The following is a 25,835-nucleotide window of genomic DNA, read 5'->3' as shown; positions in this document are numbered from 1 at the left end:
TGAGAAAGCCTGCTGACCTGAGCTCCGGGCGATACGGGCCCTTTTGCTGTGCTCCTCGTCGTGTTTTCAACGACGGCTCCACGGTCCATCAGTCATGTGCTTCAGTCCTACCCGTTGACCAGCCGGTGCGTTGAGGCGTACGTGGTGCGCCTTTCGCCCGTCCGGCCATGTCTTGAAGCGAGTGCGCTGGCCACTTCCCGGAAGCTGGCAGTCTCGGCGATGTGCGCAAAAGACAAGCGCAAATAGTGACTGCTGGCGCCTCGCGCGTGCTCCGCGTAGGCAGGCCCGGGCAATGCTCTCGCGCAGTCGGTGGGCAGGGATGAGCAGTTGCGTGCGAGCCTCCGGCTTTCAGCGAAGTCTTCCTGACAGTGCCGTCGAACCAGCCAGCCTGTGCCGAGGCGCTGCTCACCATCTTCTCCATTGATTGAAAGTTCAGACGCGGCCGAACGCCGGTTCGACCGCCTCCGCGCCCCGTTGCCGCGGTTGCTGGCATAGCGCGCCCTGTTCTCCCTTGCCGTGTCACGCAACCCAACCTTGAGCAATCCGGCTCGGAAAAGCCGAGTTCCGGCAATAAGCCTATGAAAAAAATATATCAAACGTAAGAAAATAATTGACTTTGATCTTCCAATTTCGTTCTGTTGGGAACTCGCTATTTCGATGTGTGCGATGTCAGCTTCGGGTGACGTGTTGCAGGACCTAGAAACCTTGCCAAATGTGCTCTCGCCGTTAGACCCGCGCCCGGTCGAACTGGTAAATGCCAGCGGACGTGCCGACTTTGTGTTGGTTTGCGAGCACGCCGGGACCGCTGTTCCAGGGCGGCTCGACAATCTTGGTTTGCGCGCGGCGGAAACGCTTGGGCATATTGCCTACGATATCGGCGCCGAAGGCGTGGCGCGTCGACTTGCGGATCTACTCGATGCTCCGCTTTTTCTGCAGCGCTATAGTCGGCTGGTGATCGACTGCAATCGTCCCTTTGACGCGCCCGACTGCATTCCGGAGGTAAGCGATGGGACAGTTGTCCCGGGCAACCTGAACCTCGCCGAGCATCTGCGCCGGCAGCGTTATGCGGAGATCCACGAGCCATTCCATCGAGAAGTGGCGCTTTTTCTGGATGGTCGCGCGAGGGCCGGCTCGCGGACCGTCCTGGTCGCCGTGCACAGCTTCACGCCACGGCTGTCAGGAGGGCCCAGACGCCCCTGGCAACTCGGCGTGCTCTCCAACCGTGACCGTCGCTTTGCCGGGCGTTTCCTCGGCTCCTTTCAGGAGCGCAACCCGGGGACGATCTGTGCGCACAACGAGCCGTATGCCGTCGACGATCAGGGCGACTACACGATCCCGGTGCATGGGGAGGGGCGCGGCCTGCTGCACCTTCTGCTTGAAATTCGTAACGATTTGATTGGCGATACCGAGGGACAGTACCGATGGGCGAGCTTGATCGCCCAGGGGCTGATCGATGCGCGAGAGAAAGATCATGTCAACGATTGATTTCCCCACGACACGCGAGCTGCCGCTCGATCCGAACGTGTCCGCGCTGTTGTTCATCGACGTGCAGAACTTTTGCGCGCGACGCGATGGCGGCGAGTTCAAGGATCTGTCAGACGCCGAGTTTGCCGACAACTACGGCTACTATTTCGATCGCTTGAAGAACCTTGCGATTCCCAACATGCAGCGGCTGCAGGGAGCGTTTCGTGGCGCAGGCATAGAAGTTCTTTACACCACGATCGAGAGTCTTACCAAGAATGGTCGCGATCGCAGTCTCGATTACAAGATCAGCGGCTTCAATGTCCCAAAGGGCTCGTGGGACGGGAAGGTTATCGACGAGATTGCGCCCGGCGACGATGAAATCGTGCTGCCGAAATCGTCCTCGAGCGTCTTTGTGTCTACCCACATCGATTACCTGCTGCGCAATCTCGGCGTCAAGCAGCTGGTGTTGGCTGGTCTTGTCACGGACCAATGCGTGGAATCTGCGGTGCGTGACGCCTGCGATCTCGGCTACCTCGTGACGCTCGTGCCAGATGCCTGCGCCACATATAGCCAGGACCGTCATGACAACACTCTGCGAGCGCTCAAGGGGTATTGCCGCCAACTCGGTACAGACGCGCTGCTCGACGAGATCGGAAGGTGCTCGGGATAAGTGATTAGGAGTGAGTGAACGCCCGTCTTTGCGGCTCAGGTGCGGCCGCCTGAACCAAAACGCGGCGGCCGCGATCGTCGATTGCTCCCGCTCAAAGAGGTTCAGCCGATACCATCAAGGAGAAGGAAATACGACTGTGGTCATTCAATTTTCTGGTCTTTGGGTGAGTGTGGGGTTTGCCGCTCTGATTGCGACCAACCCTGCCCATGCTGCCGAGAAGATCGCGCCGTGATTGCGCCGCTCACTGGCGCCAGCGCCGGCGACGGCCTCGGATTGGTGGATGGCCATAGGCTCGCCGTCGACGAAAGCAATGCAGCCGGGGGCGTTGCCGGCTACAAGCCTCAGGTCGTCATGGGCGACACGCAGAACATGTCACTGGAGTCGGTAACCAGCGCCGTCCAGCGCCTGACGAACGACCCTGACCTCAATGCCGTCAGCACCGGCTATGCGGACTATAGCAATTTCCAGATCGAGTTGATGGCCGAGCAGGATATGCCCTGCCTGCTCTACACCAGCAGCGATTCGACGCGCGCGATCATTGCGCCCCACCCGGACCCGACCATCAGGTCGTTGAACGCTTCCTATGATGCCTACAAGACAGCAATGAGTCCCGTGCTGCACAGTCTGGAAACGAGCGGCAAGTTGAAGCTGCAAAACAACAAGGTCGCTCTGATCTCCACCGACAATCCCTACTCGAAATCGATCATCAATGGATTGAAAAAGAGCTTCGAGGAAGACGGCTCGACAGTCACATCTGCCGACCTTTTGCCGACCGGCGAAATCAGCGACGGGCGAACGTTCCTCGTCAAGGTCGGCCTGGACAACCGGGCAGTGGTCAAAAAAACCGACCCAAGGGCCGGCAACGCGGCGAAGCCTCTGACCCGGTTTATCGAGCAGCCGACCAATAGCTCCCGCACATTCGGTTCTAGCAGGTCTACGACGGCAAGCGGGTCCTGCTTTCTCCGCAGCAGCATGCTCACGGCAAATTCCGTATGCCGCCTGGATGAAGCAATAGCGTTGCGGCCAAGCGCGTTTCCGCGTGGCCCGCCAGACACGCAGACCCGCGCGCCGGCTGCCATTGCTAAGTGATAGTCTATGCAAGAATTAGGGAGAATTCCAAATGGGCAAACTAGACGCTGCAGTGAAGGCCGCGTGGAGCGCGATCGACCGCGAGCGGAGTTATACGACTGAGCTCACTCAAAGGCTTGTCCGGATTCCTTCAGTCAATCCGAAGTTCATTAACGATCCAGACCAGACCCGCGAGAGCGCCGTCCAGGACCTGGTTGAATCAGAACTGACGTCGCTTGGTATGTCGATTGACCGGTGGGACGTGTTTCCGGACCGGCCAAACGTCATCGGTCAGCTCGCTGGCTCGGAAGAGCGTAGCCTGCTCTTGTGCGGCCATATCGATGTGGTGCCTGTCGGCGAGGCCTGCACCTGGACGGTTGATCCCTTCGGGGGTGAGATCAAGCATGGCAGGCTTTACGGGCGTGGTGCCATCGACATGAAGAGCGGCGTCGCAGCTGCCATTGCTGCCATCCGCGGCATCAGGGCGGCAGGCATCGAACTTGAGGGACGTGTTGCTCTCCATTCGGTGGTCGATGAAGAAGCTGGCGGCTTTGGTGCGATAGACGCTGTCAAGCGCGGCTATCTTGCCAAGGCGGCGATCATCACCGAACTGACGATGGGCGACATCCAGATCTGCGAAGGCGGTCTGGAATGGATCCGCATTACCATCACCGGCCGACAAGGCCATTCAGCGTGGCGCTACAACGAGATCTGGCCGCAGCGCGACGCACCTGAGCGGCTGCGGCCAGCTGTGAATGCGATCGATATCGCAGGTCGTTTTCTGGAAGCGCTCAGGAATTTCGAATATTCGAGGTGCCGCGCGCGTCAGCATCCATTGCTGCCGCCCGGCATGAATACGATCAATGTCGGAGCAATGCGTGCTGGCGCCGGGCTTGGGCCGGACGGATTGCCGCTCATCATGACGAATCCCGCCATCATTCCGGATGTGGCGGTCATCGACCTCGACTACAAATTCCTGCCCAACCAAACGAAGGAAGAGATCCGGTCCGAGTTCGAAGCCTTCGTGCATCACTTCTGTCAGCAGGATCTCTGGTTGCAGAAGAATCCGATTAAAGTCCAGTGGGAGCTCGGTGGGCTGCATTTCCCGCCTATGGATACCGCGCCAGATCACCCGCTCGTGCAATCGCTCTTGCAGCGTCGAACCCAACTTGGCGGCAAGCCGAAGATCTCGGGAATGATTGCCGTCGTCGACGCCGCGCACTACGCCGGCGCGGGAGTTGATGCTGTAATCTGCGGAGCAACGGGCGATGGTTTCCACGGCGCCGACGAGTACGTGGACATTGCTTCGCTGGAGGAGACAACCAAAACGCTGGCCGCCGGAATCATCGATTGGTGTGGAATCAAGTGATTGATCGCAAATGCAGTGAACCAGTGCAGTGAAACAGGAGTGCTACCATGAAAGTTGCTAGTCTTTGGACCAGTCTGGTCCTCGCTGCGCTCGCCGCGGCAGCGCCTGCCCATTCAGCTGATAAAATCGCCAAGATCGGCGTCCTCGCGCCGCTGACCGGTAACTCAGCTGCGGATGGAAACGAAATGATCGACGGCGCCAGGCTCGCCGTTGACGAACTCAATGCAGCTGGCGGGGTAGCTGGCTACAGGCTGCAGGTGGTCGTAGGCGACACCCAGAACCAGTCTGCCGATGCCGTGACCAGTGCGATCGAACGCTTGGCGGGTGATCGTGACCTGAACGCCATCCTCACTGGCTACGCTAGCGGCAGCAATTTCGAAATCGAGACCATGGCCGAGCAGGAGATGCCCTATCTGATCTGGGCGAATTCGGCTCAGACGCGGGACATCATCGCACCCCATCCGGACAAGTTCCCGACTGTCTGGTCAATGGCGCCGTCTCTGGATGAATACAATACGGCCATGGTGCCGGTGGTTAAGGGCCTTCTTGCAGATGGCAAGCTCAAGCCGCGGAATACGAAGGTGGCGCTGATCTCTTCGGACAATCCCTATTCGAAGACCATCATGAACGGGCTGAAGAAGAGTTTCGAAGACGCCGGCTGGACCGTAACGTCGGCAGACCTTCTGCCGTTCGGTGAGATCGACAACTGGCGAACGTTTCTTGCTAAAGTTCGTCAGGATAATCCAGCCGTTATCATCAACACGGACTATCAGCCGGGCAATGCCGGGAAGTTCTTGACCCAGTTCCTGGAGCAGCCGACGGACAGCCTCGTCTTCATCCAGTATGCACCTTCGGTCCCCGAATTTTTAAAGTTGACGGGCAAGCAGGCCACGGGCGTCGTTTATAATCTGCTGGGCGGCACGCTGAATACGCCTGCGAACCCGCGGGCTGCCGAAGTGATCAAGAAATATCAGGAAAAATATGGCCACGAGCCAGGTACCTATGGGCCGGCGCTCTACGAGGAGGTCATGGTCTATGCCGACGCCCTCGCCAGGGTGGGAGATCCGGCCAAACGGCTCGCTATCGGCAAGGCCATTGGCGATACCCGCAAACAGATCGTAAGTGGCAAGCTCTCCTTTGATCCGAAGACGCATCTTGCGGACCAGGGCGACAATTCAATTCCAATTCAGTTCTTTCAGATCTGGGACGGCAAACGGGTTCTGTTCTACCCGAAGCAGTATGCGGACGGAGAGTTCCGTATGCCTCCATGGATGCGACAATAGCGCGACCGGCACCTTTGAGGCTGCGCGGCATCGCCGCGCGGTCGATGATCCTTCCGCGACGAGCGAAGAGCACACGATGCCAGACCTCAGTGATGACAAGCCGCTGCTTGAGATACGTCAGGTGAGCAGACGCTTTGGTGCCTTGGTCGCCATCGACAATGTCTCATTCTCGATTCGCAAGGGTGAGATCTTCGGCATCGCCGGCCCGAACGGCAGCGGCAAGAGCACTCTCTTCAACGTCATCACCGGGATTCCATTTCCCCCAAGCGAAGGCGAGGTGCTCCTTTCCGGCAAGCCGATCCATCGGCTGAGCCCGCATCAGATCAGCCGCGCCGGCATCCTTCGCACCTTTCAGAAAGATGCAGAGTTTGCAACGCTGAGCGCGCGAGAGAACGTTTATGCAAGTGCCGCCTATTGCGCCCGAATGACCTCGATGGAAGCGAGGGAGGCCGCCGAACAGGCGCTGGATGATGTATCGCTGGCAGTTGACCGACGGTCGAAAGCCGCCTCCGACCTCTCGGTCTTCGAGCGCAAGCAGTTGATGATTGCGTCTGCAATCGCGGGGCGACCTAAGGTGCTTCTCCTCGATGAGCCTGCCGCCGGTCTCACCAGGCCCGAAATATCTGGCCTCTCCGACCTGATATTTACCGTGCACCGACGCGGCATCACGGTCGTGCTCATTGAACACGTCCTGCCGCTTCTGCTGAACGTGTCCGAACGCCTGATGATCCTCAATCACGGCGCCATCATCGCCTCGGGAAGTCCGGCCGAGGTGGTACGCAGCGCGGAGGTCGTCGAAGCCTATCTCGGCAAACGGGAGACGAGACTTTGAGCAATACTACAAACGCGCTCGAAATTGCCGGCTTGCGCGCCGGTTACGATGACAGCGATGTGCTGCTCGGCATGAGCCTCCACGTCGGGCCGCAGGAGCGCGTCGGACTCTTTGGACCCAACGGGCACGGCAAGACAACGCTTCTCAACACGATTTCTCGGGTGATCCGTCCGCGGGCAGGAGAGGTCCGCTTCATGGGCGAGCCGATCGACCAGCTCGAGCCCCAGAAGATCGTTGCCCGCGGCTTGATTCACGTGCCCCAGGCCAATCGCCTCTTTCCCGACATGCAGATCATGGAGACGCTCGAGCTTGCGGCCTTCACCCCGCGCGCGCGGGAGGAGCTGAAGACAAACCTCGATTATGTGCTCAACCTGTTTCCGCGGCTTGCCGAGCGCCGCCGGCAACAATGCAAGACGTTGTCGGGCGGCGAACGCCAGATGCTATCAATCGGCGCAGGGCTCATGTGCGCGCCTCGCATGCTGATGCTGGACGAGCCGACACTCGGCTTGTCTCCGAAGCTCAAGGACGAGCTTGCCGGGGCGATCTCGGAAATATCGTCGCGGGGCATTCCGCTTCTTCTCGTCGAGCAGGACATCGCATTCATCCTGTCCCTTGTCGACCGCATGTACCTTGTCGACCACGGCGAAATCAGCCGGGAAATCAACAGGAGCGGAGAGGTCGACCATCAGGAAATCATGGACATGTATTTCGGATCGGAGGGCGCATGATCACGAGCGACATCCTCAGCGCAATTCTCGTCAGCGGTATCGTGCTCGGCTCGGGCTATGCCTTGATGGCGAGCGGACTTTCCCTGGTATGGACCACGCTTGGCATCTTCAATTTCGCTCACGGTGTGCTGATGACACTCGGCGCCTACATCGCCTGGACCGTATCGGACGCGGCCGGGCTCAATTTCGGATTGGGTGTGGCAATCGCCATTTCCGCAGCGGTCATGATCGCAGTAGGCATTCTGATTGAGCGGATCATTGTTCGGCCGTTCTACGACCATCGCGACATCCTGCTGATCACTGTCATGACGACCCTTGCCGCAATGATATTCATGCAGAAGGGAATCCAGCTGATCTGGGGAGCAAGGCTCAAGCAGCTGTCTCCGCTCGCAACCGGCAACGTTCAAATCTGGCAAACCACGATTTCCGCGCAGGAGGCGCTCATCATTGTCGTGGCGCCATTGTTGCTTGGTGCGCTTTGGCTTTTCCTCGGTCGTTCGCGAACAGGACGCGGAATACGGGCAGTAGGCCAGAACCCGGACGCCGCCAGGCTGATCGGCATCGACGTCTCTCGTCTTTTTATCATTACGTTCGCCCTCTCCGCAGTCCTTGCCGGGCTCACAGGCGTGCTTCTCGGCTCGATCCGCCTGCTCACGCCGGAGTTCGGCTCCGAGCCGCTAGTTAAGGCATTGATCATCGTGATCTTTGGCGGGCTTGGCTCGTTGGGCGGGACGATTCTCGCTGCCTATCTGATGGGTATCCTCGAGGCGGCCCTTGTGTTTTTCGTAGGCATCTACTGGGCACCCTCAATGATCTTTCTCCTGCTCATCCTGGTGCTGCTCGTCCGGCCCCAGGGGCTCCTCGGAAAGGTGGTGCGCTGATGATGGGCCTGCACAATGCCAGGATCGGCAACAGCAAGACGTGGCTGATCGGCGTCCTACTAGTCGCAGGGCTCCTTGTGCCGATCCTCGTCCAGGACAGCTATCTGCGGCATCTATTCATCATCTCTTTCGTCTACGGGATTGTCGCAGCGAGCTGGGATCTCAGCCTTGGCTATGCCGGCATCTTCAATTTTGCCCATGTCGCGTTTTTCGGCGTCGGTGTTTACGCGACGGGACTGACCGCAAAGCTTCTCGGGATTGATCCCTGGGTTGCGATGCTCTTCGGCGGGTTTGCCGCGTCCGCTGCCGCTGCCATCGTCGCTCTTCCCGTCGTACGACTGCAGGGCGTCTATGTGGTGCTGGTCACGTTCGCTTTCAGCCAGCTTGTAATGCAACTTGTGATCAACCAGTCAAATCTGACCGGAGGAACGCAAGGCATGGTGCGCGTGCCGACAATATGGCTGCCGGGCTACAATTTCCTGCGCGACCACAAGCTCGGCTACTACTATGTCTCCTTGGCTCTGCTTGTCACCACGACCATTTGTCTGCGCTGGCTGGTCCGCTCCGATTTCGGTCTCTCGATCAGGGCCCTGCGCGACAACGACGATTACGCCGTCTCTCGCGGTATTCCGATTGCGTGGCAGCGCCTGAAAGCCCTCGTGGCAAGTGCATTCTTCACCGGGCTGGCGGGTGGATTCTACGTCATCTATCTGCGCGTTGCCTCGCCGGAGGTCTTCGACTTCTCGACCGTGTCGCTCATCTTGAGCATGGTACTTCTCGGGGGCACCTCCAGTATCTACGGACCGCTATTTGCTGCGCTCTTTCTGACCTTCATCTCGGAAGGGCTCGCCAGCATCAACAACTTCGCCGAAGGCCGCTTCATGCTGGTTGCTCTGGCGATGATCGTCGTGCTCCTGTTCTTTCCGAAGGGGCTTGCCTCTGCAGTGCCTGCAATTATTGCAAGGAATGCAAATCAAAAGCGATCGCGACAACCTCTGACGTCTTCGAAAGACCAGGCTCTGATGACTTCGACCGACAAAGAGAACGAGGCCGGAGCTGCCAGTCCATCCGGGGTCCATTGAACGTCCCTCCTGGTCCGTTTAACGGCCGAAGTTATATTCGGAGCGGAGCGGGGCAGGATTGGAGCCCCGGATCCGGAGAGGCGATCTGAATTGCGTGGTTGTCCCGGGAATGATCGAGGCTAGGTTGACGGGAATTTCGTCGGCTCTTCTGCCCTATGACCTCGTGGGGCATCACGATCGTGAGGCGCCGCCGTGCAGACCTTTGCAAACGCTGCCAACGCACCCGGTGGTCACATCGGTCGTGAGAAAATTAGCTGCGCGCGTGTCCGGTATTTGAACTCAGGAACGAGACATGACTCGTTGTATCAACCCGAAGCCCGATCCATCCCGAAACTGGCTCATTTGCGCTTCTATCCGCTAGCCTGAGCTTGCGCGGACGAGGGGCACACGGCGGATCGGTGAGTCCTTCCGCGGCCCGCTCTGGCCGCGGTGATTGATGGCGTGAACGACGCCCGGGGCTCGGCCGGCGGCGGTGGATGGTGTTCAGGACCTCGATCGATGTTGGGGCACTGAGCAGACCGGCCACCCCAATGAGATGTCCGAGATGGCTCTGGCGCACACCGTGTCCGACGCGGTCGAGACAGCCTATCGCCGCGGCGACAGGCTGGAGAAGCCCCGGCGCATGATAGCGGACTGGGGCGGTTCTGCGCCGACGGGCCGACTGAGAAGGGTAATGGTGCCGTTGAGGACTTGAAGTAAATTAAAGGCATCGGTGGATAGGTCGCTGACGGAATATTCGCGCGGAGGTGTCCGGAGCCGTTGCATGGTCCAATCGCAGCCGATGACCTGACTCCCGCAGAATCCGTCAGCTTGGTCGAAGATGCCGGCACAGGCGACCGCCTGCTCATTTATGGAACCGACGAGGATATTCGCGTCCCGGTGACATCGGCCGGATACCGGGTGTCGTTTGTGACCGTGCCCCCATATGTGGAACGGCCGTGAGCGTCATCCAGGGACCACGCACTGAGGGCTGATCTGGTCGGCTAAGAATATCTCGCGGAATGGTTTGTCGCGGGGTCACAATGTCCAAGGATAGTCGTAAGGATAGTCGTAAGGATAGCGATAAGGATAGGCATACGTCTATCCTTGAAGACGGCGCCGACACGCTGCAGCGCATCGAGATCATCACGGGGACGGGCCGGCGTCGGCGCTGGTCGACCGACGCGAAGGCGGCGATTGTTGCGGAGAGTTTTGCGCCGGGGGCGAGCGTGTCCGCGGTGGCGCGGCGGCACGATATCAGTCCAAGCCTGTTGTTTCTCTGGCGTCGCCAGGCAACGCAGGCGCAAGTCGCGGAGCGCGGGACAGAGGCATGCTACCTGGCTTTGTGCCGGCCGCGATCATCGGCTGCGGGAGCAAATTGCCGAGTGGGGAGCAGGCGGCGATCGAGATCGAGGTCGGCGCGGTTCGGATCCGTGTCAGGGGGATAATCGACCGGCGGGCACTGTGCGAGGTGCTGGCGGCAGTCGGGGCGATTGGTCGATGATCGGGCTTCGATCTGGGTTGTCGATCTGGATTGCGACGCAGCCGGTCGATTTCCGCCGCGGCATGGACTCATTGGCGATGCTGGTGAGCGAGGCCTTTGGAGCCGATCCGTTCGACGGCGGACTTTATGTCTTCCGCTCCAAGCGCCGAGATCGCGTGAAGATCCTGACCTGGGATGGGAGCGGCCTTGTCCTTTACTACAAAAGAATCGAGGGACAGTTCACCTGGCCGCCGATCAAGGGAGGCGTCATGCCGCTATCTCATGCTCAGCTCTCGGTGCTGCTCGATGGCTCGGACTGGAAGCGTCTGCCGATGCGAGTTGTGGATCAGCCACTACGAGCTGGTTGATCCTTATTAAGAGTCGTTCGTCACTCATGCGGAGTTGTTGTAGAATCACTCTGCATGAGTGATTTGCCTTTCGATCCAGCATTGCTCCGTCAAACCGTGATAGTGCTATCGTCACGGCTTGCGGCGTTGTCGGCGGAATGCAGCTCGCTTTCGGCCGAGCGTGATGCGGCAATCGCCCAACGCGACGCTGCGATCCAGGAGAACGACAAGCTCCTGATGATCCTGTCCCAGTACAAGCGCACGATCTTCGGTCCCCGCTCCGAGACACTGGATCTCGGACAGCTGTCTCTCTTCACCATCACGGCACAAGCGGTTCGTGCCGCCGCCAACGACGACGTGACCGGAGGCAGGCTGCCCGACGGAGCGGAGGACCGTGGAAAGCGACCGGCGCGACGCAACCGTGGGAAGCTTCCGGAGCATTTGCCGCGCATCGATGTCGTGATCGATATGGAGAGCCAGATCTGCCCCTGCTGCGGCGAGCAGCTGCACAAGATCGGGGAGACCGTCAAGGAAGCCTTCGACGTCATTCCGATGCAGTACCGGGTCAAGCGCATTGTGCGCCCGCGGTACGGCTGCCGGGGATGCCGCCAGGGTGTCCTGCAGGCACCCGCGCCGGCCCAGGCGATCGACGGTGGGATGGTGACGGAAGCGTTGCTGGCCCACATCGCGGTGATGAAATACGGGTACCAGCTGCCGCTGTATCGCCAGGAACAGATGTTTGCCGCCCAAGGCATCACGCTCGACCGGCAAACGCTGGCCTCGTGGATGGGCCGCGCCGCCTGGTGGCTGAAGCCGCTTCACACGTTGTTGCGCGACACAGTGATGTCCTACCCGCGGCTGTTTGCCGACGAGACGCCGCTGCCGGTTCTCGATCCCGGCCGTGGCCGGACCAAAGTCTGCCAGTTCTGGGCGATCGCCACCGATGACCGTCCGTGGGGTGGCCCGGCGCCGCCGGCGGTGGTCTACATGTTTGCCGAGGATCGCAAGGCGATCCGCGCCAAGCAGCTGTTCGGGACTACCACGGCATCCTGCAGGTCGACGGCTATGCCGCCTACAAGGGCCTGATCAAGAACGGCGGCCATCTGGTGCAGCTCGCGTTCTGCTTTGCGCATGCGCGGCGGAAGTTCTGGGACGTTCACGTTGCGACGAAGTCGCCGATTGCCGCGGAAGCGCTGCAACGGATCGCGATGTTCTACGCCATTGAGGATCGCATCCGCGGTCTGCCAGCGGCGCATCGGGCTGCGGTGCGGCAAACCAACACCAAGCCGCTGATCGAGGACTTCAAACCCTGGCTCGAAGCGCGACTGCTGGAAGTCTCGAAGAAGTCCGGTCTGGGCAAAGCCATCCGCTACACCCTCAACCATTGGGACGGCCTGACGCGCTTCATCGATGACGGACGCATCGAAATAGACAGCAATACGGTCGAGCGCAGCATCAAGCCGATAGGCCTGGGAAAGAAGAACTACTTGTTCGCCGGCAATGAAGGCGGCGCCGAGACATGGGCCATTCTCGCCTCGCTCATCAACTCGGCAAAGCTGCAAGACATCGACCCGCGGCACTATCTGACCGATGTTCTCGAGCGCATCGTCTCTGGACGCACCAAGATCAATCAGCTGAACACGCTGCTGCCGTGGAATTGGAAGGCCGAACGCGACGGTTCGGAGGCAAAGCTCGCCGCTTGATCAGTTCGACGGCAAGGCGTCAGGAACTTCCTGCGCATCGCTGGCGTCGTCGTAGATCTCTTCGCGGATCACGCGCAGCGTCACCTCGTGCAGATACACTTGCAGCGCCCCCTCCAGCTCGGTGAGCTCCGGCAGCAGGACTCGATCGACGAAGCCTCGTGATGCACGGACCATCACCGTGTTGCGTCGCTGCCGGTGATAACGAAACGGCCGCAGCCCATATCGGCGGCAAAGCGCCAGAAAAAGATGCCGAGACCATTGGTCGGGAAGTGAGAATTGCTGTTCGATCGGTGGATCGTGGCGAGCGAGTTCCTCGACCCTAGCTCGCACCCGCTGCAGCGCGGCTTCCGCCGCAAGGCGCTCACCAGCAGTTCCGGCACCTGCGAACAAGGCCTCGATCTTCCGAAGCTTCTCGCGCAGCTGCGACTCTCTGGTCATTCTGATCTCGTTACCCGCTCCGAACCAGGGTCACCCCATCACCGCGCGCCGGCGGCGTCAATCATCCCGACCGCGCTATCCAAAGCATTCCGCGCAAGTCAAGCCCGGGCACCGGTGATACTATCGTGACGCTCACGAACGGCCCGCGTGGCAAGAGCTTTTTCAGTCGATTTCACACATAGGAACGGTGCGGTCATATGTCCGGCCTTTGCGCGCGGCACATGGCCGCTGGCCTCGATGAGATCCGCGGAAGAGGAGCTAGATGTTTAGTCCCGGCATTAGCTGGAGCGGATTGAGGGTGAATCGTTCTGGCTCTTTTGTCCAGGCCCTGCAGATGAACTCGTAGGGTGTGAGGCCTTTGAGAGTTTTGAGTCGCTTGGCGAAGTTGTAGGCGTTGACGAAGTCTGAGAGGTGGCTGCGGAGCTCGGCGTGAGTCTCGTAGTAGAAGCGCTTGACCGTGGCGTCCTTGATCGTTCGGTTCATGCGTTCGACTTGACCGTTGGTCCAGGGATGTTTGGGCTTGGTGAGGCGATGATCGATATCGTTGCGGGCGCAGGCCACGACGAAAGCATGCGCCCAGAAGAACTCCTTCCGCTCGATCTTCTCCTTGATGTCAGCCGCGGTCCAACTGTCGCCGGCCGGACCGGTGAAGTGAGTGCCATTGTCCGTGAGGACGGTGTGAACCTTATAAGGCACGGCCTTGATGAGATTCTGCAAGAAGTCGGCGGCGGCGCGCCTGGTGGCTTTCTCGTGCAACTCTGTGTAGGCGAACTTCGAGGTGCGATCGATGGCGACGAGGAGATAGAGCCGGCCTTGGATCGGCAACCGAAACGCCGGCCTCGTGCTCCTTCAAAATCCCGATGATCTGCTCTTCCGAAAAGCGGCTGCGCTTCATGCTCTGGTCCTTGTCGTGGGCCAGAACGAACTTCAAACTGGATTAAGCCCGTGGGGCAAGGTCATTTGCTCAAGCGGCACTCTTTCGCAAATGGGCGACCGAAAAGCTGGTGGAATTTGCGACCAAGGGATTCGTGATCGACGCGGAATGGTCGAGCAGCGTGATCCGGCGTAAGCCGATAAGTCGTACCGGCTTGCATCTTCACGTTAGAGGAAGGTCTCGGAGCACAGGATCTTCCAGATACCAATCGCGCCGCAAGACTTCCCTGCTAGTAGCAATCTTCACCAGCCGCCTAGCAGCGCGGACACGGGGGGCGTTCGTGCGAGGACCTTGTTCTCGCCAGAACTTTACGCCTTCACGCCTTCAGGGTCTCCCCTCGCAGTCCTGGAGGGCGTATAGTTATATCAGGAAAACAGGCCAATTTTGACATGTCGCGATGAACAGATGTCAAACCGGTCTGAGGATCTCTTCCCGATAGATCTTTCGTAGAAGCGCCAACATGACATAAAAGGCAAGTATACTCGCGTGAGATTGAATATGGTCATGTTTGTCTCCATCGCCAAAATCCGCAACACCCTTGATCCCAATAACTGTTGGCTTTCGATGGCCAATGGATTTTTGAACTGCTGTAAAGACGCCAAATATCTCCATTTCCAGCCCAATAGCTTCAGGATGGCGGGCTATGATCTCGCTGGTCTGCTTTGCATCGGCAATGACGCTTGATCCAGAGACGATCATCCCATACTTCACCTCGGGAACGTCGCGCATCTGCGTCGCATAATTTGTCCGCACTGCTCTTGCCTTTGATGTAGCCAGGTATTTTTTGAAAACGGGTGCGATTGTATCGGTCGCCATTTCTATGCAGGCCTGGACAGCTGGACCGATCAACTCGTCGATAGTGCGAGTCACCGACTTGTTCCTAAAGACTCGTCGCCTACCTGGAAGTTCGGCATACTTACCCTCCTCCCACGAAGCTGTTTCTCGCGAGACCAGCACATCTCCAAATTTAGAAGGGCTGGAGCACTCAGGTGAACTGAACCCACAGCACATACCTAAGGCAATGACGACTCGCGGTCGATAAATACTCACCGCATGACTAGTTATCGCGGTCGCAGGGGCAATTCCCATCTCTCCTGCGCATACGTAGACGACCCGGAGTACGATTCCTTTATCAACTACAAGTCTACCGATTGCGCATTCCAAGCCGGGAAAATAAACGCTCCTTTTCATAGGAGCTACTTCCCATTTCATTTTTGCAAAGATGGGCTTGTATTCATTTTCATAGCGGGCAGAAACGATTAGGAGGTCGGTCTCGAAGCTATTGTTTGCGTATGCGATAGCTGCCTTTCTTGACTTCTCAAGGTAAACGATCTTGGCAGAAATCCTGTCAGCCCATCCCGAACTATCCCAATCAAACAATTCTAGTGCGAACATATTTTCGCTGTAGTATTGCTTCTCGCCGGCAGCGGCAGATTCGTGCTCGGTAAGTCCAATTACGTGCGGGGCAGGAAATAGATCTTCTGCCGCCATGAGAGAAATAAGGGTGCGTGAATTCTCTAAGCTTGGCGAACCCTTACCCAAGGGGAGCAACAAATCTAAAATTACCAAATCAAAACCAGAAGCACTGAGCATCTTCACGGCAGAATTGTAGTCCGAGGCTGATGAGAATTGGCACTGCAAGTTCGCCAGCCGCTTACTTAGCTCTTGCATTATGCGCTCATATTTTTGAACGGAATCGTCAATTATTAGAATTTCAAGATCTCTCGACATCGATCACCCGCCGCATGGTTTTAATCAATTCCAAATGCCAGTTGCTCGATGCAAGATCCACTTGCACGATGCCCCTATATTGCACCGGGAAAGCCTTCTTTAGATTCCGATCAAGATCTTCAATGGAGCTAATGCTTACCCCCCCGCCCTGAGAAAAGACTTCATGCTGAGTTGCTACGATCACGGGGTAGTGCAGCCGCTTTGCGGACATGTATTGGAGTAACTCTATGCCCGCTAATGCCTCCTTCCGCACGGCTTGACCAAGTCCGGAGGAAACTTGGAAAGTCATATCCAGAATCACCAAGTCCCACTTGCGATAATCCAAGACAGAGTAAGCACCTGAAATTGTGGGCACCACCTCAGGTTCAGCCAAATACTGTAGCTTCACGATCTGAGATATCTGATCGGCCTTAGAGCTGTTGTCTTCGACAATAAGAACACTGAGTGTCATGCGAGCATCATCGTAGTTGCATTGGGCACGCGAATTTCGACGGTGTATTGAAGATTCCGTTCCGAGATTGGTGAAATGTTGATGGTGATATCTTCAAAGAGCACACGCGAGCAGACATTCTTAATCTTGGAAAACCCCGATTGACTATCTTTGCTCCCTTGGCTCGGGAGGGAAGTCTTAATTAGCCGCGTTACATTGTTTGCTGTCGCCGATATCGCCACAAACCGCTTCTTAGAAAAACTGTTTGTGCATCGAAATATGAGGTCGTTATCATCCACCTGCACTGCCATGTTTATGGCTGTGTTCATCCCGAGGCCACTATGCTTAAGAGCGTTTGAGATTAAGTTGTGAACAATTTCTTGGGTAACCTCGAAGTAAGCTCCTTTGATGCGAGGGTCCCGAGGCAAGGCTACCATTTTGCCATCCTTTTTGACGAAGGAGCCGTGGGAGAAGTGCAATTTCTTGAAGTCAGAAAAAATCAGCGTTACGGCTTCGAATCGAATAAGATCGATTAGCTCGAAATCAGGAACGTCTGTCGTAATCTTCGCAAGGCCGAGCCAATCGCTAATTTCCTCAAAAGCCTTTTCAATACGGGTTTCCAGAAGATCAAGGAAAGTCGTCACAGTCTTCGAAGGTTGCTTGCTGCAGTCTCGACGACATTCAGCGATTTCGCCAAATACTGACGGCTTAACTTGATGTAAAAAGACTTCTAGCGCTTGTGCCAGTATTTTTTCTACCTGGGTCTGGAATTCTGAAATGATTGCCTTTGAGAGCTTATGGCTATCGGCATCTTTGCTGATGGTCTGCATGACTGCCGCGATCATATCGCGGGTTGATTGTTGAAATTCTCCGTCGCGCTGAACGGTAAGCCAGAAATCCTTGTAAGCATTAACCTGGTTTGTAACGTGCTCCTTAAGCGTGAGTAAGCGCCTAGAATGCTTTCCGAAGCGCGAATAACTATCATCTGACAAGTCGCCGGGGTGTCCTTGGTAGTCCAGGGCGTCAACGAGCGCCTCGTTGAACTCCTTGACGAATCTAGGAACGAGCACTCCGTGCCGAACATTGTTATTAAGAGCTTGCTCCAAGCTTGATTCAGAATCAAACAACAGAACGTTTGATAGCTCCTCGGAAAAGAGCTTTATGACGTTGTTGAGGACCGATTTATCGATCACCCTGTCGGCTGAGTCGGAAACAAGAAAGCCGAAATCTTCGTCAATCAAAGCCTCGACGAGCGAACCTAGGAATTCCCAATCGATCTTCACGCGACCGGCGCGAAACAAGGTGTGAAACTTGTGCATGCGAAGAAAGTGAGTTTCTTCCTCGATCATCCGATTAGCGGAACGCTCGTTAAGTACACCATGGCGCAATGCCAAGTTAGCAAACTCTAGACGCAAAATGCTGGCCTGATTATCGACCTTTGGCAGTGCAGAAGCCGCGAGCTTTAAGGACGGAGCAAAAGCAAAGGCTAGTCGCTCCATCATTCCTTTTTCGGTAACCTCCTCGATTAGGCGCTCGGCCGCCGCGCGCGGGAGCTTTCTGGCCAATCTAATGAACTGTACATTGCCTCTATCTAACGCTGACCGTTTTCTCCTGGACGTATCCGCTCGTATTCGCCCAGTAAAGGAGGTGAGGTCCGCTACCAGATGGCCCTTACCTCGTGCCAAGGCCACAGTTAGAAACCTCTTGCCGATCGTGGGATGAAGCATCAGAAGTTTTAGGAATATGGTGTAGACGTCGGCCTCGATGGCGGGAAGTTCAAAGGTGTTGTGAATGGACTCCCAGTCTAAGAAAAGATGAGCAGACTGATCGCGCTGATAGAGATCCGCAACTTGCCGTTTCAGCACCATGAGGTCGCGATTACGTATTGCTAGCTCTATGTTGATGAAGGCAGCGATTATGTACGAAATGGTGTCAAGGCTTGCGGTGCAACGGACGTACGAGGTGCGCACTTCATGCGCGAAGAGAGCCTTAATTGCCTCGCGAGTGGATTGGTTGATCGATAGAAATCCAACGATATTGGGGTCGGATTTGATAAATGTTCGCTCATTTTCATAACCGGCCACGGCCCTAACTAAACAAAGCTTGTGGAATATCTGCCGTAAACCCCATAGCTCAGTCAGAAGATCGATGCGCGTCAGTTGATCTAACGTGAAGTGATGAAGGGGGTCACAAAGTGCCTGGAAGACGGATGGCAGGTCGGGTCCGAAGAGTGCCCAATACTGCTCCTTTAGCTGTTGAAAGGCGGTTGCCAGCCTTTGTAAATCCCACGCATTCGGCAGAACCAAGTTTAGGTGACCGAGATACCTAGTCAACGAAGCCATATTTGTCGCCGGTCTTATTTCACAAGCGGCGAGCATCTTCCGTATGGATCTGCGGCTCGCGCGCAGAACATCTTGGTGCTCCGAAGTCGAAGTTATCAGTTCAAGAGTTTTTACAATGGAGTAATCGCCAGGCTCTACGATCGCTTCTGATTCTGCCGCGTCAGGATCAAAGAGACCGCCGACTGTAAGTAGAAAGGTTTGCTTGACGATTGGATGACCTATGAACTGACTCAGAAATCTTTGCTGTTCCGGAATGGACCTGAACTTGACGCAAACCGTACAAATCTGATGCTCAATCTCATGCGGCTTGTCCGCGGAAAAGAACGTAAGGAGCGATTGAAGGGAAATGTCCTCTCGGCTCACGTGAGTGTCCGCAGGAAAATCCTCTCGCTTCAGTATTCGTTCACCGAACTGCAGTCGGACATTCAGCCCGTAGAGGAAAAGTTGCTTGTTCAAGGTGTGGTTTTCCAAACACAATTTGTCTATCTAAATTGCAATCTCGAAATAATGCAAGCGTCAGTGGAGACAAACGCATCCGCTAGCATTCTGCGAGCCTTGGTTGCGCCACAAGAAGACGCAGTCACCAACAGCGGTCTCTGTGGCGTAACGGGTGACCAGCCAAACGATTTGCGCGGGTCGCGATGCTAGATAGGCGTCAATATCGTACTCGTCTGGATTGCCTGAAAGATCCAAGTGTCTCCATGAAGAACGTCTCCAACCAAAATCAACGCGCTGGCCTATCGGTCCGCGCGTTGTCCCGTCTTCCTTGACCCAATGTTCTTACTGGTGCGTTCCGTAACGATTGCCTGTGGTCACGTTTCGATAGCTGCCGCCCTTGTGAGAGGATCCCAGGCCACCCGAATAGTGGCCCCCATGGCTAGATGTATGATGACCACCACCATAGGAGACGCGCCCGCCGCCTCCGTGTCCGCCTCTGGCATGGGCAATGGATATTGAGCAAAGGAGAACAAACGAAAGCAGTCCAATATTCTTCAACATAGTCTTCCCCTGAAGTTGAAATTCGATCTCTTCCTGAGTTGCGCCGATATTGCAATACGATTTTGGTAACCCCCCGGGCGGGAATGAGCTTATGCCAAAGCTTATCCAACCTCCGATCGCCGCGCCCAAGAGCCGCCGATCTGGCTGTACCGATACAACTGGCACCGGCCGCATGGTGGTAAAATCACAAACGCCGATCAGCCGCCTCGGTCCGAGGACAACCTCTTGAGGCTCCACAGCTAAGCCACGTTTGATTCTTGTTCGTCGCCTCCGATTTGTCGCGTAACAGTGCACCGGATTCTTTTGCTTGGCGAGTGGGTACAAATAATTCCAGGTTGGTATAGATCGCTCCGAAATTGGTATTGGCCTCACCGTGGTCGCCTGCAGGACAACAGGTGGAAGCACAATGCACGGTGAAATCCAAGCCGTCGCGGGACTTGGCTCGCGAGTCCGGCTGCGGACTTCACCCCACTCACCTTTCTGGCTTAACACGGTCCCCGCTATGAATTCGGTAGCTGAAGCCGCTAACGCGCGTTCACCACTTCCACGCAATGAGCCTGTGCGCAACTATGCTCCATACAGCCCGGAGCGATCGGCACTAAAAGCTGCGTTGGCGCAAATGAGCAGCGAGCGCGTCGACCTGCCGCTTATTATCAACGGTGCTGACCAACGGGCGGTCCGTTGTGAGGCGGCTGTGATGGCTCATCGGCACGGTCATGTTCTTGGTGATGCCCATCTGGCCTCCAAGAGCGAGGTGAACGCTGCCATAGATGCTGCCGCCCGGGCATGGCACGACTGGTCGAAATGGCCCTGGACAGACCGGGCGTCAATCTTCTTGAAAGCTGCCGAGATGCTCTCGGGGCCATGGCGCGACCGTCTGAATGCTGCGACCATGCTCGGTCAGTCCAAGACAGTTCACCAGGCGGAGATCGATTCTGCAGCAGAACTAATTGATTTCTGGCGGTTCAACGTCGAGTTCATGAGACGCCTTTACGAGGACCAACCGATTTCGGCTCTCGGCGTCTGGAATCGCAGCGATTACAGGCCGTTGGAAGGTTTTGTGCTTGCGATCACGCCTTTCAACTTCACCGCAATCGCGGGTAACTTGCCGACCGCCCCGGCATTGATGGGGAATACGGTTGTCTGGAAGCCGGCAGCAACTGCAAAATATTCTGCGCAACTCATCATGCGGCTCCTCCAGGAGGCGGGGCTTCCAGATGGCGTCATCAATCTCGTTTATGGAGACGGCGCGGAAGTCGCCGAGATCGCACTGGCCGATCGTCGCCTCGCCGGTGTTCACTTCACGGGATCAACGCAGGTCTTCAATTCGATTGTCCGCGCGGTTGGATCGAATGTCGACCGGTATCATAATTACCCAAGGCTGGTGGGGGAGACCGGGGAAAGAACTTCATTCTGGCTCACGGGAGCGCTGACGTTGCCGCACTGGCTACAGCAATCATCCGCGGCGGATATGAATATCAGGGGCAGAAGTGTTCTGCGGCATCTCGGATCTTCATACCCGCCTCCTTATGGCCGTCACTGAAGACGGTTTTGTGCGATCAAATTGCGACCATCAAAGTGGGCGATGTTGCCGACTTCGGCAACTTTATGGGCGCCGTTATCGATGAAAGGGCATGGCGCAAGCACATGCAGGTTTTCGAGGAAGTAAAATCCTCCAACGCGAAAATCCTCACCGGAGGACGTGGTGACGACGAGACCGGCTACTTTGTCGCACCGACGCTGATCGAAACGGACGATCTGGAATCGCGACTGCTTCGTGAGGAGTTTTTCGGACCAATCGTCGCGGCCTACGTCTATCGCGACAGCGAGTTTGAACCTATTCTGGAGAAAATAGATCAATCGGGTACTTACGGTCTCACAGGCGCGATATTTTCGACCGATCGTCGCATCATCGGTCGCGCATTGAATGGTCTGCGCTCTTCCGCTGGAAACTTCTATATCAATGACAAGCCAACCGGTGCAATCGTTGGCCAACAGCCATTCGGCGGAGCAAGAATGTCAGGCACCAACGACAAAGCCGGGTCGATCTGGAATCTGATCCGGTGGGCGTCGCCACGAACTATCAAGGAAGCGTTCGTCCCGCCGAAAGACTATCGCTACCCTTACCTCTCCAGCGGCTGGGCGGACGATTGAGCGTTTGCACTGTCGCTATCTCGCAGCGAGAGATGTCAGCTCGTATAGAGCTGCTTGGATTCAAGTCGCTTCTTCTACCGTTTTGCGTTGTTCGTCGTATTTTTTCCTCCCGCGACGGACATCACTGGCCGCCCCGTCAGGGGCGGCTTTTTTTCTCCCGGCCGCCCCCGATCTGGTCGCAATCGGCTTGAACTAACCGCGAGTGTTCGTCCGCGGTACGCCCTGGTCTTGCCGGAAGCCGCGTCGGTACATGCTGGGGTCTCAAGTTCAGACTGAGTATGGTTCGTAGCTTTTCGCTCGACAGTGGCTTGCGATCGGCTTGCCTGATTGAAGTCCCGATTGGGGCCGCTTGAAAGCAGGACGGGTCGCTCCGCCAGGAGTTGGTAATGCTTCATTCCCGTTGGCTCTGACGTTAACAGGGCCGGCGTGCATCGTTTCCAATCTGGTCTCGATGTGTCCGAAATTGGTATTGGCTTCCCAGTTCACCCACAATTACCACGACCGATCACAAGCCTTCAGTTGGAGATCGTGTAACCGAGCGGGAGGTTCGAACGTTTTCTCTGGCTAGCGGACTCTGAGCGCGAGTCTCGCCATCGCTGTGATCCGCGTAAGCGGCATCATCCGCGCTGGTTCGTTTCTTCGATCAATCTCAAGGTCTCGGTTCAGCGATGACAAGACATGTGCCCAAAGCCGAAAGACTGATCCGCTGCAAACTGAATACTGCCAGGTGCGCTTCGATACCTTGATCGAGGCACTCAGGAGATGAGCGTGAGCGCCAGAACGTCCTCCGGATGCTTCGTACGTCCGTTCAAAATACGTTCCGCCTTCGATCCTCATCAGGTGGAGAGATCGGATGCGACCAGGGACGAATTGGAAGTCTCGCCGGAGATCACTGAGCCGCTCGTCGAAGCTTGGGAGTCCCTTAACCGAGTGCGCGTACGGGGGGCAGCCAGTGTATTATAGGCCCTATACCGTGCGTGCCAATACACGGTTCTTTGTCAAGAATACGATATTGGGCAGTCTTTCTCTGCAAGACCTCGCGGCAATAGGGGAGTTCCTAGAACCTATGGTCCTGAGAGAGCGTATGGTTCTCCAGGAGCCAAAGAGGCATCTTGATCACGTCTATTTTGTAGAATCGGGTCTTGTTTCGCTGAGAATAGTTGCGGCGGGAAGCATCCTCGAAACGGCGGTCATAGGATATCAGGGCGCAGTCGGCGCGTCGTACCTGTTAGGAGGACATCTGCCGACTCATCAGTCCGTTGTACTCATTCCTGGAAACGCGCACAGGATCCGTGTCGATGATCTGCGTCGGATCATGAACGAGCGCCCCGATATCAGAGAACGTCTGTTTCGATACGTTCAAGCTCTGAGCCTGCATTGTGCTCAGTCAGGCCTATGCGGCGTTCGGCACGCTAGTGAAAAGCGCCTCGCATCTTGGCTCTGTTTGGCCAGTGATGCTGTTGGCTCCAATGTCCTTCCCGTTACTCATGACTACCTTTCATCAGTTCTGGGGTTGCGCCGTGCTGGGATAACGGAGGCGTTGAACCGGTTCGAAGAACAGCAATTGATTCGCAAGACGCGTGGCGTTTTGCAGATCGACGCGCGCAACTGCCTCGCGCAAAAGGCATGTAGCTGTTACCGACTCATTTCAAGCACTTACGCCGCCCACGAGTCGGTGGCACCGGCGAGCTAGCAAAGCTGCCAAGTCGTCTAGTTCGTCTCCGAAGTCATTCTCAAAAACTCAACGGCGCATTCAAAAGTCGGGAGTGACCTGCGCAGTTCGCTGTGTGCGCGTGGACATTCCCAGGCAGTTGGCCTTGGTCAGTTCGCTTGATCAACGTACGAAACGTACTCCCACAGAAGCGAATGGTGCGAAGCGTACTGTTGTGACGCACCTAAAACACGGTCGCTTAGGGTGCGAGCGTGTTGGTTCGATGCGTACAGACTTTGCGCGCCGAATGTGAACGCAATCAGTCTACATCAATGTGCGAGCGGCGGAATGATCCGCACCGCGACGTCGGCTGGTTCACCCTATCCGTTGGCGTTCGAGGAGAGCCCTGCAGGTCAACAATGATTAGGGGCAAAGGCGGTTACTCTCTTCTGTAACGGTTGGGAGGCTGCCTTTGAGCTAAAAACAATTCGGAGAACTCTTATGAAGATGGTGAAGAGCCTATTGCTCGGTTCGGCGGCGGGTCTGATCGCTGTAGGCGGAGCGAAGGCTGCGGATCTGCCTGTCAAGGCCAAGGCGGTGGAGTACGTGAAGATCTGCTCGCTGTATGGCGCCGGCTTCTACTACATTCCCGGTACTGACACGTGCATCAAGCTTGGTGGTTACCTCCGTGCCGAAGTCGCCCTGGGTACGAACAGCGTCTATGACACTGCGAACGGCAGTGTGGCAGGCGCGAAAAATCGGCTGAGCAACTACTACACGGCCCGTTCCCGTGAGGATCTGACCATCGATACCCGCACTGCGACCGAGTATGGCGTGGTCCGCACATTCTTCGATGCGACCTTCACCTGGACCTCGGGTGGCTATACCGGAGTCGGCACAACTGCCGTCAACGGTTCGACGACCTATACCGGAGCGAGCGGTTCTGGCGCGATCGCCGGTGGTTCGCTCGGTGTCTATTACGCCTTCATCCAGTTCGCTGGTTTTACGCTGGGTAAAGCTATCTCGCAGTTCTCTGCTCCCTGGACCAACTATCCAGGTAACAACTTCGATGGTCTGCCCGGGGGCGGTGGCACGGTCACCGGTGTGAACCAGTTCACCTATACTGCTGACTTCGGTCAGGGCATCACCGCGGCCTTCTCGGCGCAAGATCAGGTGGCCTACTATACCAGCAACATTTGGAATGTGAGCGGCGCGACGGTCGCTGGACTCGCGACCGGAGCTTATGGTGCCAGCGACATCGGCGGTTCACGTTCTCCGGACCTCGTTGCCATGGTTCGCGTCGATCAGGCCTGGGGTCTCGTCCAGGCGTCCGTTGCCGCGCACGACAACCACGCTGGTTACTACGGCGCGGACGAGACCACGGGCCATCCGGGCGACAAGTGGGGCTGGGCTGCTCAGTTGGCCTTGTCGATCAAGAACATCCCCACTGGCGCGGGTGACACGATCAACGTGTCAGGTGTGTACACGAACGGTGCAAGCCGTTACAATTTTCAGGACCTGATGGCGAGCACTTACGCGATATACGGCGGTACCGGTCTGGCAGGTGCTTACCAAAGCGTTGGCCTCGGTGGTCTGTCCGACTCTGTGTTCGTGACTGGCGCCGGTCAGGAGTTGACCACGACCTATGGGTTCCGTGGTGCTTACACCCACAACTGGGATCCATATTGGAACACTGCGATCTACGGTGCATGGGCTGCTGTGCGGTATAACAACACGGCGAAGGGCTACCTCTGCGGCGCGTTCGTTACCGGCCTTGCCCTCTCGAGCGGTCTTGCCGGCTGCAACCCCGACTTCAACTATTCGGTTGTCGGTGTGATCACACGCTGGACGCCCGTCAAGAACCTGACCTTCTCGGCCGACCTCGCCTACACGATGCTTGACCAGAAGTACGCAAGCGGAAGCACGGTCACGCTGCCGCTGCAGTCCACGATTGCCAAGCCAGGCACTGCGTATGAGCTGAAGGACCAAGGCAGCCTGACGCTGCTGCTCCGCGCCCAGCGCAACTGGTGAATCACTGTCAACCAGCGGAAGGAGACAAAGAGCGACTTCATAGATCTAAGTTAACCTCCAAGAAGGCCTCCGGCATGCCCGCCGGAGGCCTTTTAGATTCCTACTCTGACTTTCGGTCGAGGGTGATAGCAGTTCGGGGGCACGGGATGTGCGGGACCAGAGTCGTGAGCTGCCGTCGCGGGAACTGGATGCGCGGTTCACAGGGCAAAGAATCGGCTATTTGTGAAGATATCAAA

At 56.9% G+C, this 25,835-nt stretch carries 19 protein-coding genes and 4 pseudogenes; 17 read left to right on the top strand and 6 right to left on the bottom strand.

Features of this window, described 5'->3' with window-relative positions:
* Window positions 1-666: 666 nt before the first annotated feature.
* From BRAD3257_RS33715 to tnpC, 12 genes and pseudogenes are all read left to right on the top strand, one after another.
* Window positions 667-1,485, top strand: coding sequence for an N-formylglutamate amidohydrolase (locus tag BRAD3257_RS33715; RefSeq protein ID WP_122406893.1), 819 nt, complete (start codon window positions 667-669; stop codon window positions 1,483-1,485).
* Complete coding sequence (locus BRAD3257_RS33710; RefSeq protein WP_244607806.1) at window positions 1,454-2,134, top strand: cysteine hydrolase family protein; 681 nt, start codon at window positions 1,454-1,456, stop codon at window positions 2,132-2,134. The genes BRAD3257_RS33715 and BRAD3257_RS33710 overlap by 32 nt, the downstream gene beginning before the upstream one ends.
* 228 nt (window positions 2,135-2,362) lie before the next feature.
* Window positions 2,363-3,223 carry an ABC transporter substrate-binding protein gene (locus BRAD3257_RS33705; protein WP_160118919.1) on the top strand — a complete coding sequence of 287 codons (861 nt, stop codon included), beginning with the start codon at window positions 2,363-2,365 and terminating at the stop codon, window positions 3,221-3,223.
* 31 nt (window positions 3,224-3,254) lie between these two features.
* Complete coding sequence (locus BRAD3257_RS33700) at window positions 3,255-4,571, top strand: M20 family metallopeptidase (RefSeq protein WP_122405410.1); 1,317 nt, start codon at window positions 3,255-3,257, stop codon at window positions 4,569-4,571.
* Window positions 4,572-4,618: 47 nt separating this feature from the next.
* Entirely contained in the window at window positions 4,619-5,854 is a 1,236-nt protein-coding gene (locus BRAD3257_RS33695) for an ABC transporter substrate-binding protein (protein WP_122405409.1), read from the top strand.
* Window positions 5,811-6,686, top strand: a complete 876-nt coding sequence (locus tag BRAD3257_RS33690; RefSeq protein WP_244607805.1) for an ABC transporter ATP-binding protein — start codon at window positions 5,811-5,813, stop codon at window positions 6,684-6,686. Before BRAD3257_RS33695 ends, BRAD3257_RS33690 begins: the two co-directional genes overlap by 44 nt.
* Window positions 6,683-7,414: an ABC transporter ATP-binding protein gene (locus BRAD3257_RS33685; protein WP_122405408.1), complete on the top strand. Its 732-nt coding sequence runs from the start codon at window positions 6,683-6,685 to the stop codon at window positions 7,412-7,414. Before BRAD3257_RS33690 ends, BRAD3257_RS33685 begins: the two co-directional genes overlap by 4 nt.
* Complete coding sequence (locus BRAD3257_RS33680) at window positions 7,411-8,295, top strand: branched-chain amino acid ABC transporter permease (protein WP_160118918.1); 885 nt, start codon at window positions 7,411-7,413, stop codon at window positions 8,293-8,295. The genes BRAD3257_RS33685 and BRAD3257_RS33680 overlap by 4 nt, the downstream gene beginning before the upstream one ends.
* Window positions 8,295-9,377, top strand: coding sequence for a branched-chain amino acid ABC transporter permease (locus BRAD3257_RS33675; protein ID WP_122405406.1), 1,083 nt, complete (start codon window positions 8,295-8,297; stop codon window positions 9,375-9,377). Before BRAD3257_RS33680 ends, BRAD3257_RS33675 begins: the two co-directional genes overlap by 1 nt.
* A 1,106-nt stretch (window positions 9,378-10,483) precedes the next feature.
* Window positions 10,484-10,804, top strand: coding sequence for a transposase (locus BRAD3257_RS42445; RefSeq protein ID WP_430648840.1), 321 nt, complete (start codon window positions 10,484-10,486; stop codon window positions 10,802-10,804).
* A gap of 52 nt (window positions 10,805-10,856) precedes the next feature.
* Entirely contained in the window at window positions 10,857-11,207 is a 351-nt protein-coding gene (gene tnpB, locus BRAD3257_RS33660; RefSeq protein WP_122401294.1) for an IS66 family insertion sequence element accessory protein TnpB, read from the top strand.
* A 54-nt stretch (window positions 11,208-11,261) separates the two neighbouring features.
* A pseudogene (tnpC, locus tag BRAD3257_RS33655) lies at window positions 11,262-12,889 on the top strand (IS66 family transposase).
* Here tnpC and BRAD3257_RS33650 read toward each other — a convergent pair.
* The 6 genes and pseudogenes from BRAD3257_RS33650 to BRAD3257_RS33620 all read right to left on the bottom strand — a co-directional run bounded on the left by BRAD3257_RS33650 (window position 12,890) and on the right by BRAD3257_RS33620 (window position 19,220).
* Window positions 12,890-13,279 (bottom strand): hypothetical protein, encoded by a 390-nt coding sequence (locus tag BRAD3257_RS33650; RefSeq protein ID WP_244607804.1) that lies wholly within the window; start codon window positions 13,277-13,279, stop codon window positions 12,890-12,892. It abuts the pseudogene before it with no gap.
* 306 nt (window positions 13,280-13,585) lie between these two features.
* Window positions 13,586-14,143 (bottom strand): annotated as a pseudogene (locus tag BRAD3257_RS33640) (integrase core domain-containing protein); the annotation flags it as partial.
* A 1-nt stretch (window position 14,144) separates the two neighbouring features.
* Window positions 14,145-14,222: pseudogene (locus BRAD3257_RS42440) on the bottom strand (transposase); the annotation flags it as partial.
* Between the two features lie 447 nt (window positions 14,223-14,669).
* On the bottom strand, window positions 14,670-15,992 hold the full coding sequence (locus BRAD3257_RS33630; RefSeq protein WP_122405401.1) for a 5'-methylthioadenosine/S-adenosylhomocysteine nucleosidase family protein: 1,323 nt from the start codon (window positions 15,990-15,992) through the stop codon (window positions 14,670-14,672).
* A complete protein-coding gene (locus tag BRAD3257_RS33625) occupies window positions 15,976-16,443 on the bottom strand; it encodes a response regulator (protein WP_122405400.1) in 468 nt (155 codons plus the stop codon). Before BRAD3257_RS33625 ends, BRAD3257_RS33630 begins: the two co-directional genes overlap by 17 nt.
* Entirely contained in the window at window positions 16,440-19,220 is a 2,781-nt protein-coding gene (locus BRAD3257_RS33620; protein WP_145987089.1) for a phytochrome family protein, read from the bottom strand. The genes BRAD3257_RS33625 and BRAD3257_RS33620 overlap by 4 nt, the downstream gene beginning before the upstream one ends.
* A gap of 630 nt (window positions 19,221-19,850) precedes the next feature.
* Here BRAD3257_RS33620 and BRAD3257_RS41570 point away from each other — a divergent pair.
* From BRAD3257_RS41570 to BRAD3257_RS33600, 5 genes and pseudogenes are all read left to right on the top strand, one after another.
* Window positions 19,851-20,006 (top strand): annotated as a pseudogene (locus BRAD3257_RS41570) (IS481 family transposase); the annotation flags it as partial.
* 376 nt (window positions 20,007-20,382) lie between these two features.
* Window positions 20,383-21,306 carry an aldehyde dehydrogenase family protein gene (locus BRAD3257_RS41875; RefSeq protein ID WP_283809917.1) on the top strand — a complete coding sequence of 308 codons (924 nt, stop codon included), beginning with the start codon at window positions 20,383-20,385 and terminating at the stop codon, window positions 21,304-21,306.
* Window positions 21,207-21,917: an aldehyde dehydrogenase family protein gene (locus tag BRAD3257_RS41870; RefSeq protein ID WP_347338438.1), complete on the top strand. Its 711-nt coding sequence runs from the start codon at window positions 21,207-21,209 to the stop codon at window positions 21,915-21,917. The genes BRAD3257_RS41875 and BRAD3257_RS41870 overlap by 100 nt, the downstream gene beginning before the upstream one ends.
* A gap of 853 nt (window positions 21,918-22,770) precedes the next feature.
* Window positions 22,771-23,610: a Crp/Fnr family transcriptional regulator gene (locus BRAD3257_RS42100; RefSeq protein ID WP_122405398.1), complete on the top strand. Its 840-nt coding sequence runs from the start codon at window positions 22,771-22,773 to the stop codon at window positions 23,608-23,610.
* A gap of 459 nt (window positions 23,611-24,069) precedes the next feature.
* Complete coding sequence (locus tag BRAD3257_RS33600) at window positions 24,070-25,599, top strand: porin (RefSeq protein WP_122405397.1); 1,530 nt, start codon at window positions 24,070-24,072, stop codon at window positions 25,597-25,599.
* The last annotated feature ends 236 nt before the right edge of the window (window positions 25,600-25,835 follow it).

This window comes from Bradyrhizobium vignae (assembly GCF_900324035.1).
GTDB classification, from domain to species: Bacteria; Pseudomonadota; Alphaproteobacteria; order Rhizobiales; family Xanthobacteraceae; genus Bradyrhizobium; species Bradyrhizobium vignae.
This window is presented reverse-complemented; position numbering and strand designations above follow the sequence as displayed.

Coding starts and splice junctions, on each gene's coding strand:
- BRAD3257_RS33625 (WP_122405400.1), bottom strand. CDS start 16,443: ATGACACTCAGTGTTCTTATTGTCGAAGACAACAGCTCTAAGGCCGAT.
- BRAD3257_RS33680 (WP_160118918.1), top strand. CDS start 7,411: ATGATCACGAGCGACATCCTCAGCGCAATTCTCGTCAGCGGTATCGTG.
- BRAD3257_RS33675 (WP_122405406.1), top strand. CDS start 8,295: ATGATGGGCCTGCACAATGCCAGGATCGGCAACAGCAAGACGTGGCTG.
- tnpB (WP_122401294.1), top strand. CDS start 10,857: ATGATCGGGCTTCGATCTGGGTTGTCGATCTGGATTGCGACGCAGCCG.
- BRAD3257_RS33695 (WP_122405409.1), top strand. CDS start 4,619: ATGAAAGTTGCTAGTCTTTGGACCAGTCTGGTCCTCGCTGCGCTCGCC.
- BRAD3257_RS33710 (WP_244607806.1), top strand. CDS start 1,454: ATGCGCGAGAGAAAGATCATGTCAACGATTGATTTCCCCACGACACGC.
- BRAD3257_RS33630 (WP_122405401.1), bottom strand. CDS start 15,992: ATGTCGAGAGATCTTGAAATTCTAATAATTGACGATTCCGTTCAAAAA.
- BRAD3257_RS33700 (WP_122405410.1), top strand. CDS start 3,255: ATGGGCAAACTAGACGCTGCAGTGAAGGCCGCGTGGAGCGCGATCGAC.
- BRAD3257_RS41875 (WP_283809917.1), top strand. CDS start 20,383: ATGAGCAGCGAGCGCGTCGACCTGCCGCTTATTATCAACGGTGCTGAC.
- BRAD3257_RS33690 (WP_244607805.1), top strand. CDS start 5,811: ATGCGGACGGAGAGTTCCGTATGCCTCCATGGATGCGACAATAGCGCG.
- BRAD3257_RS33600 (WP_122405397.1), top strand. CDS start 24,070: ATGAAGATGGTGAAGAGCCTATTGCTCGGTTCGGCGGCGGGTCTGATC.
- BRAD3257_RS33715 (WP_122406893.1), top strand. CDS start 667: ATGTCAGCTTCGGGTGACGTGTTGCAGGACCTAGAAACCTTGCCAAAT.
- BRAD3257_RS42100 (WP_122405398.1), top strand. CDS start 22,771: ATGCGACCAGGGACGAATTGGAAGTCTCGCCGGAGATCACTGAGCCGC.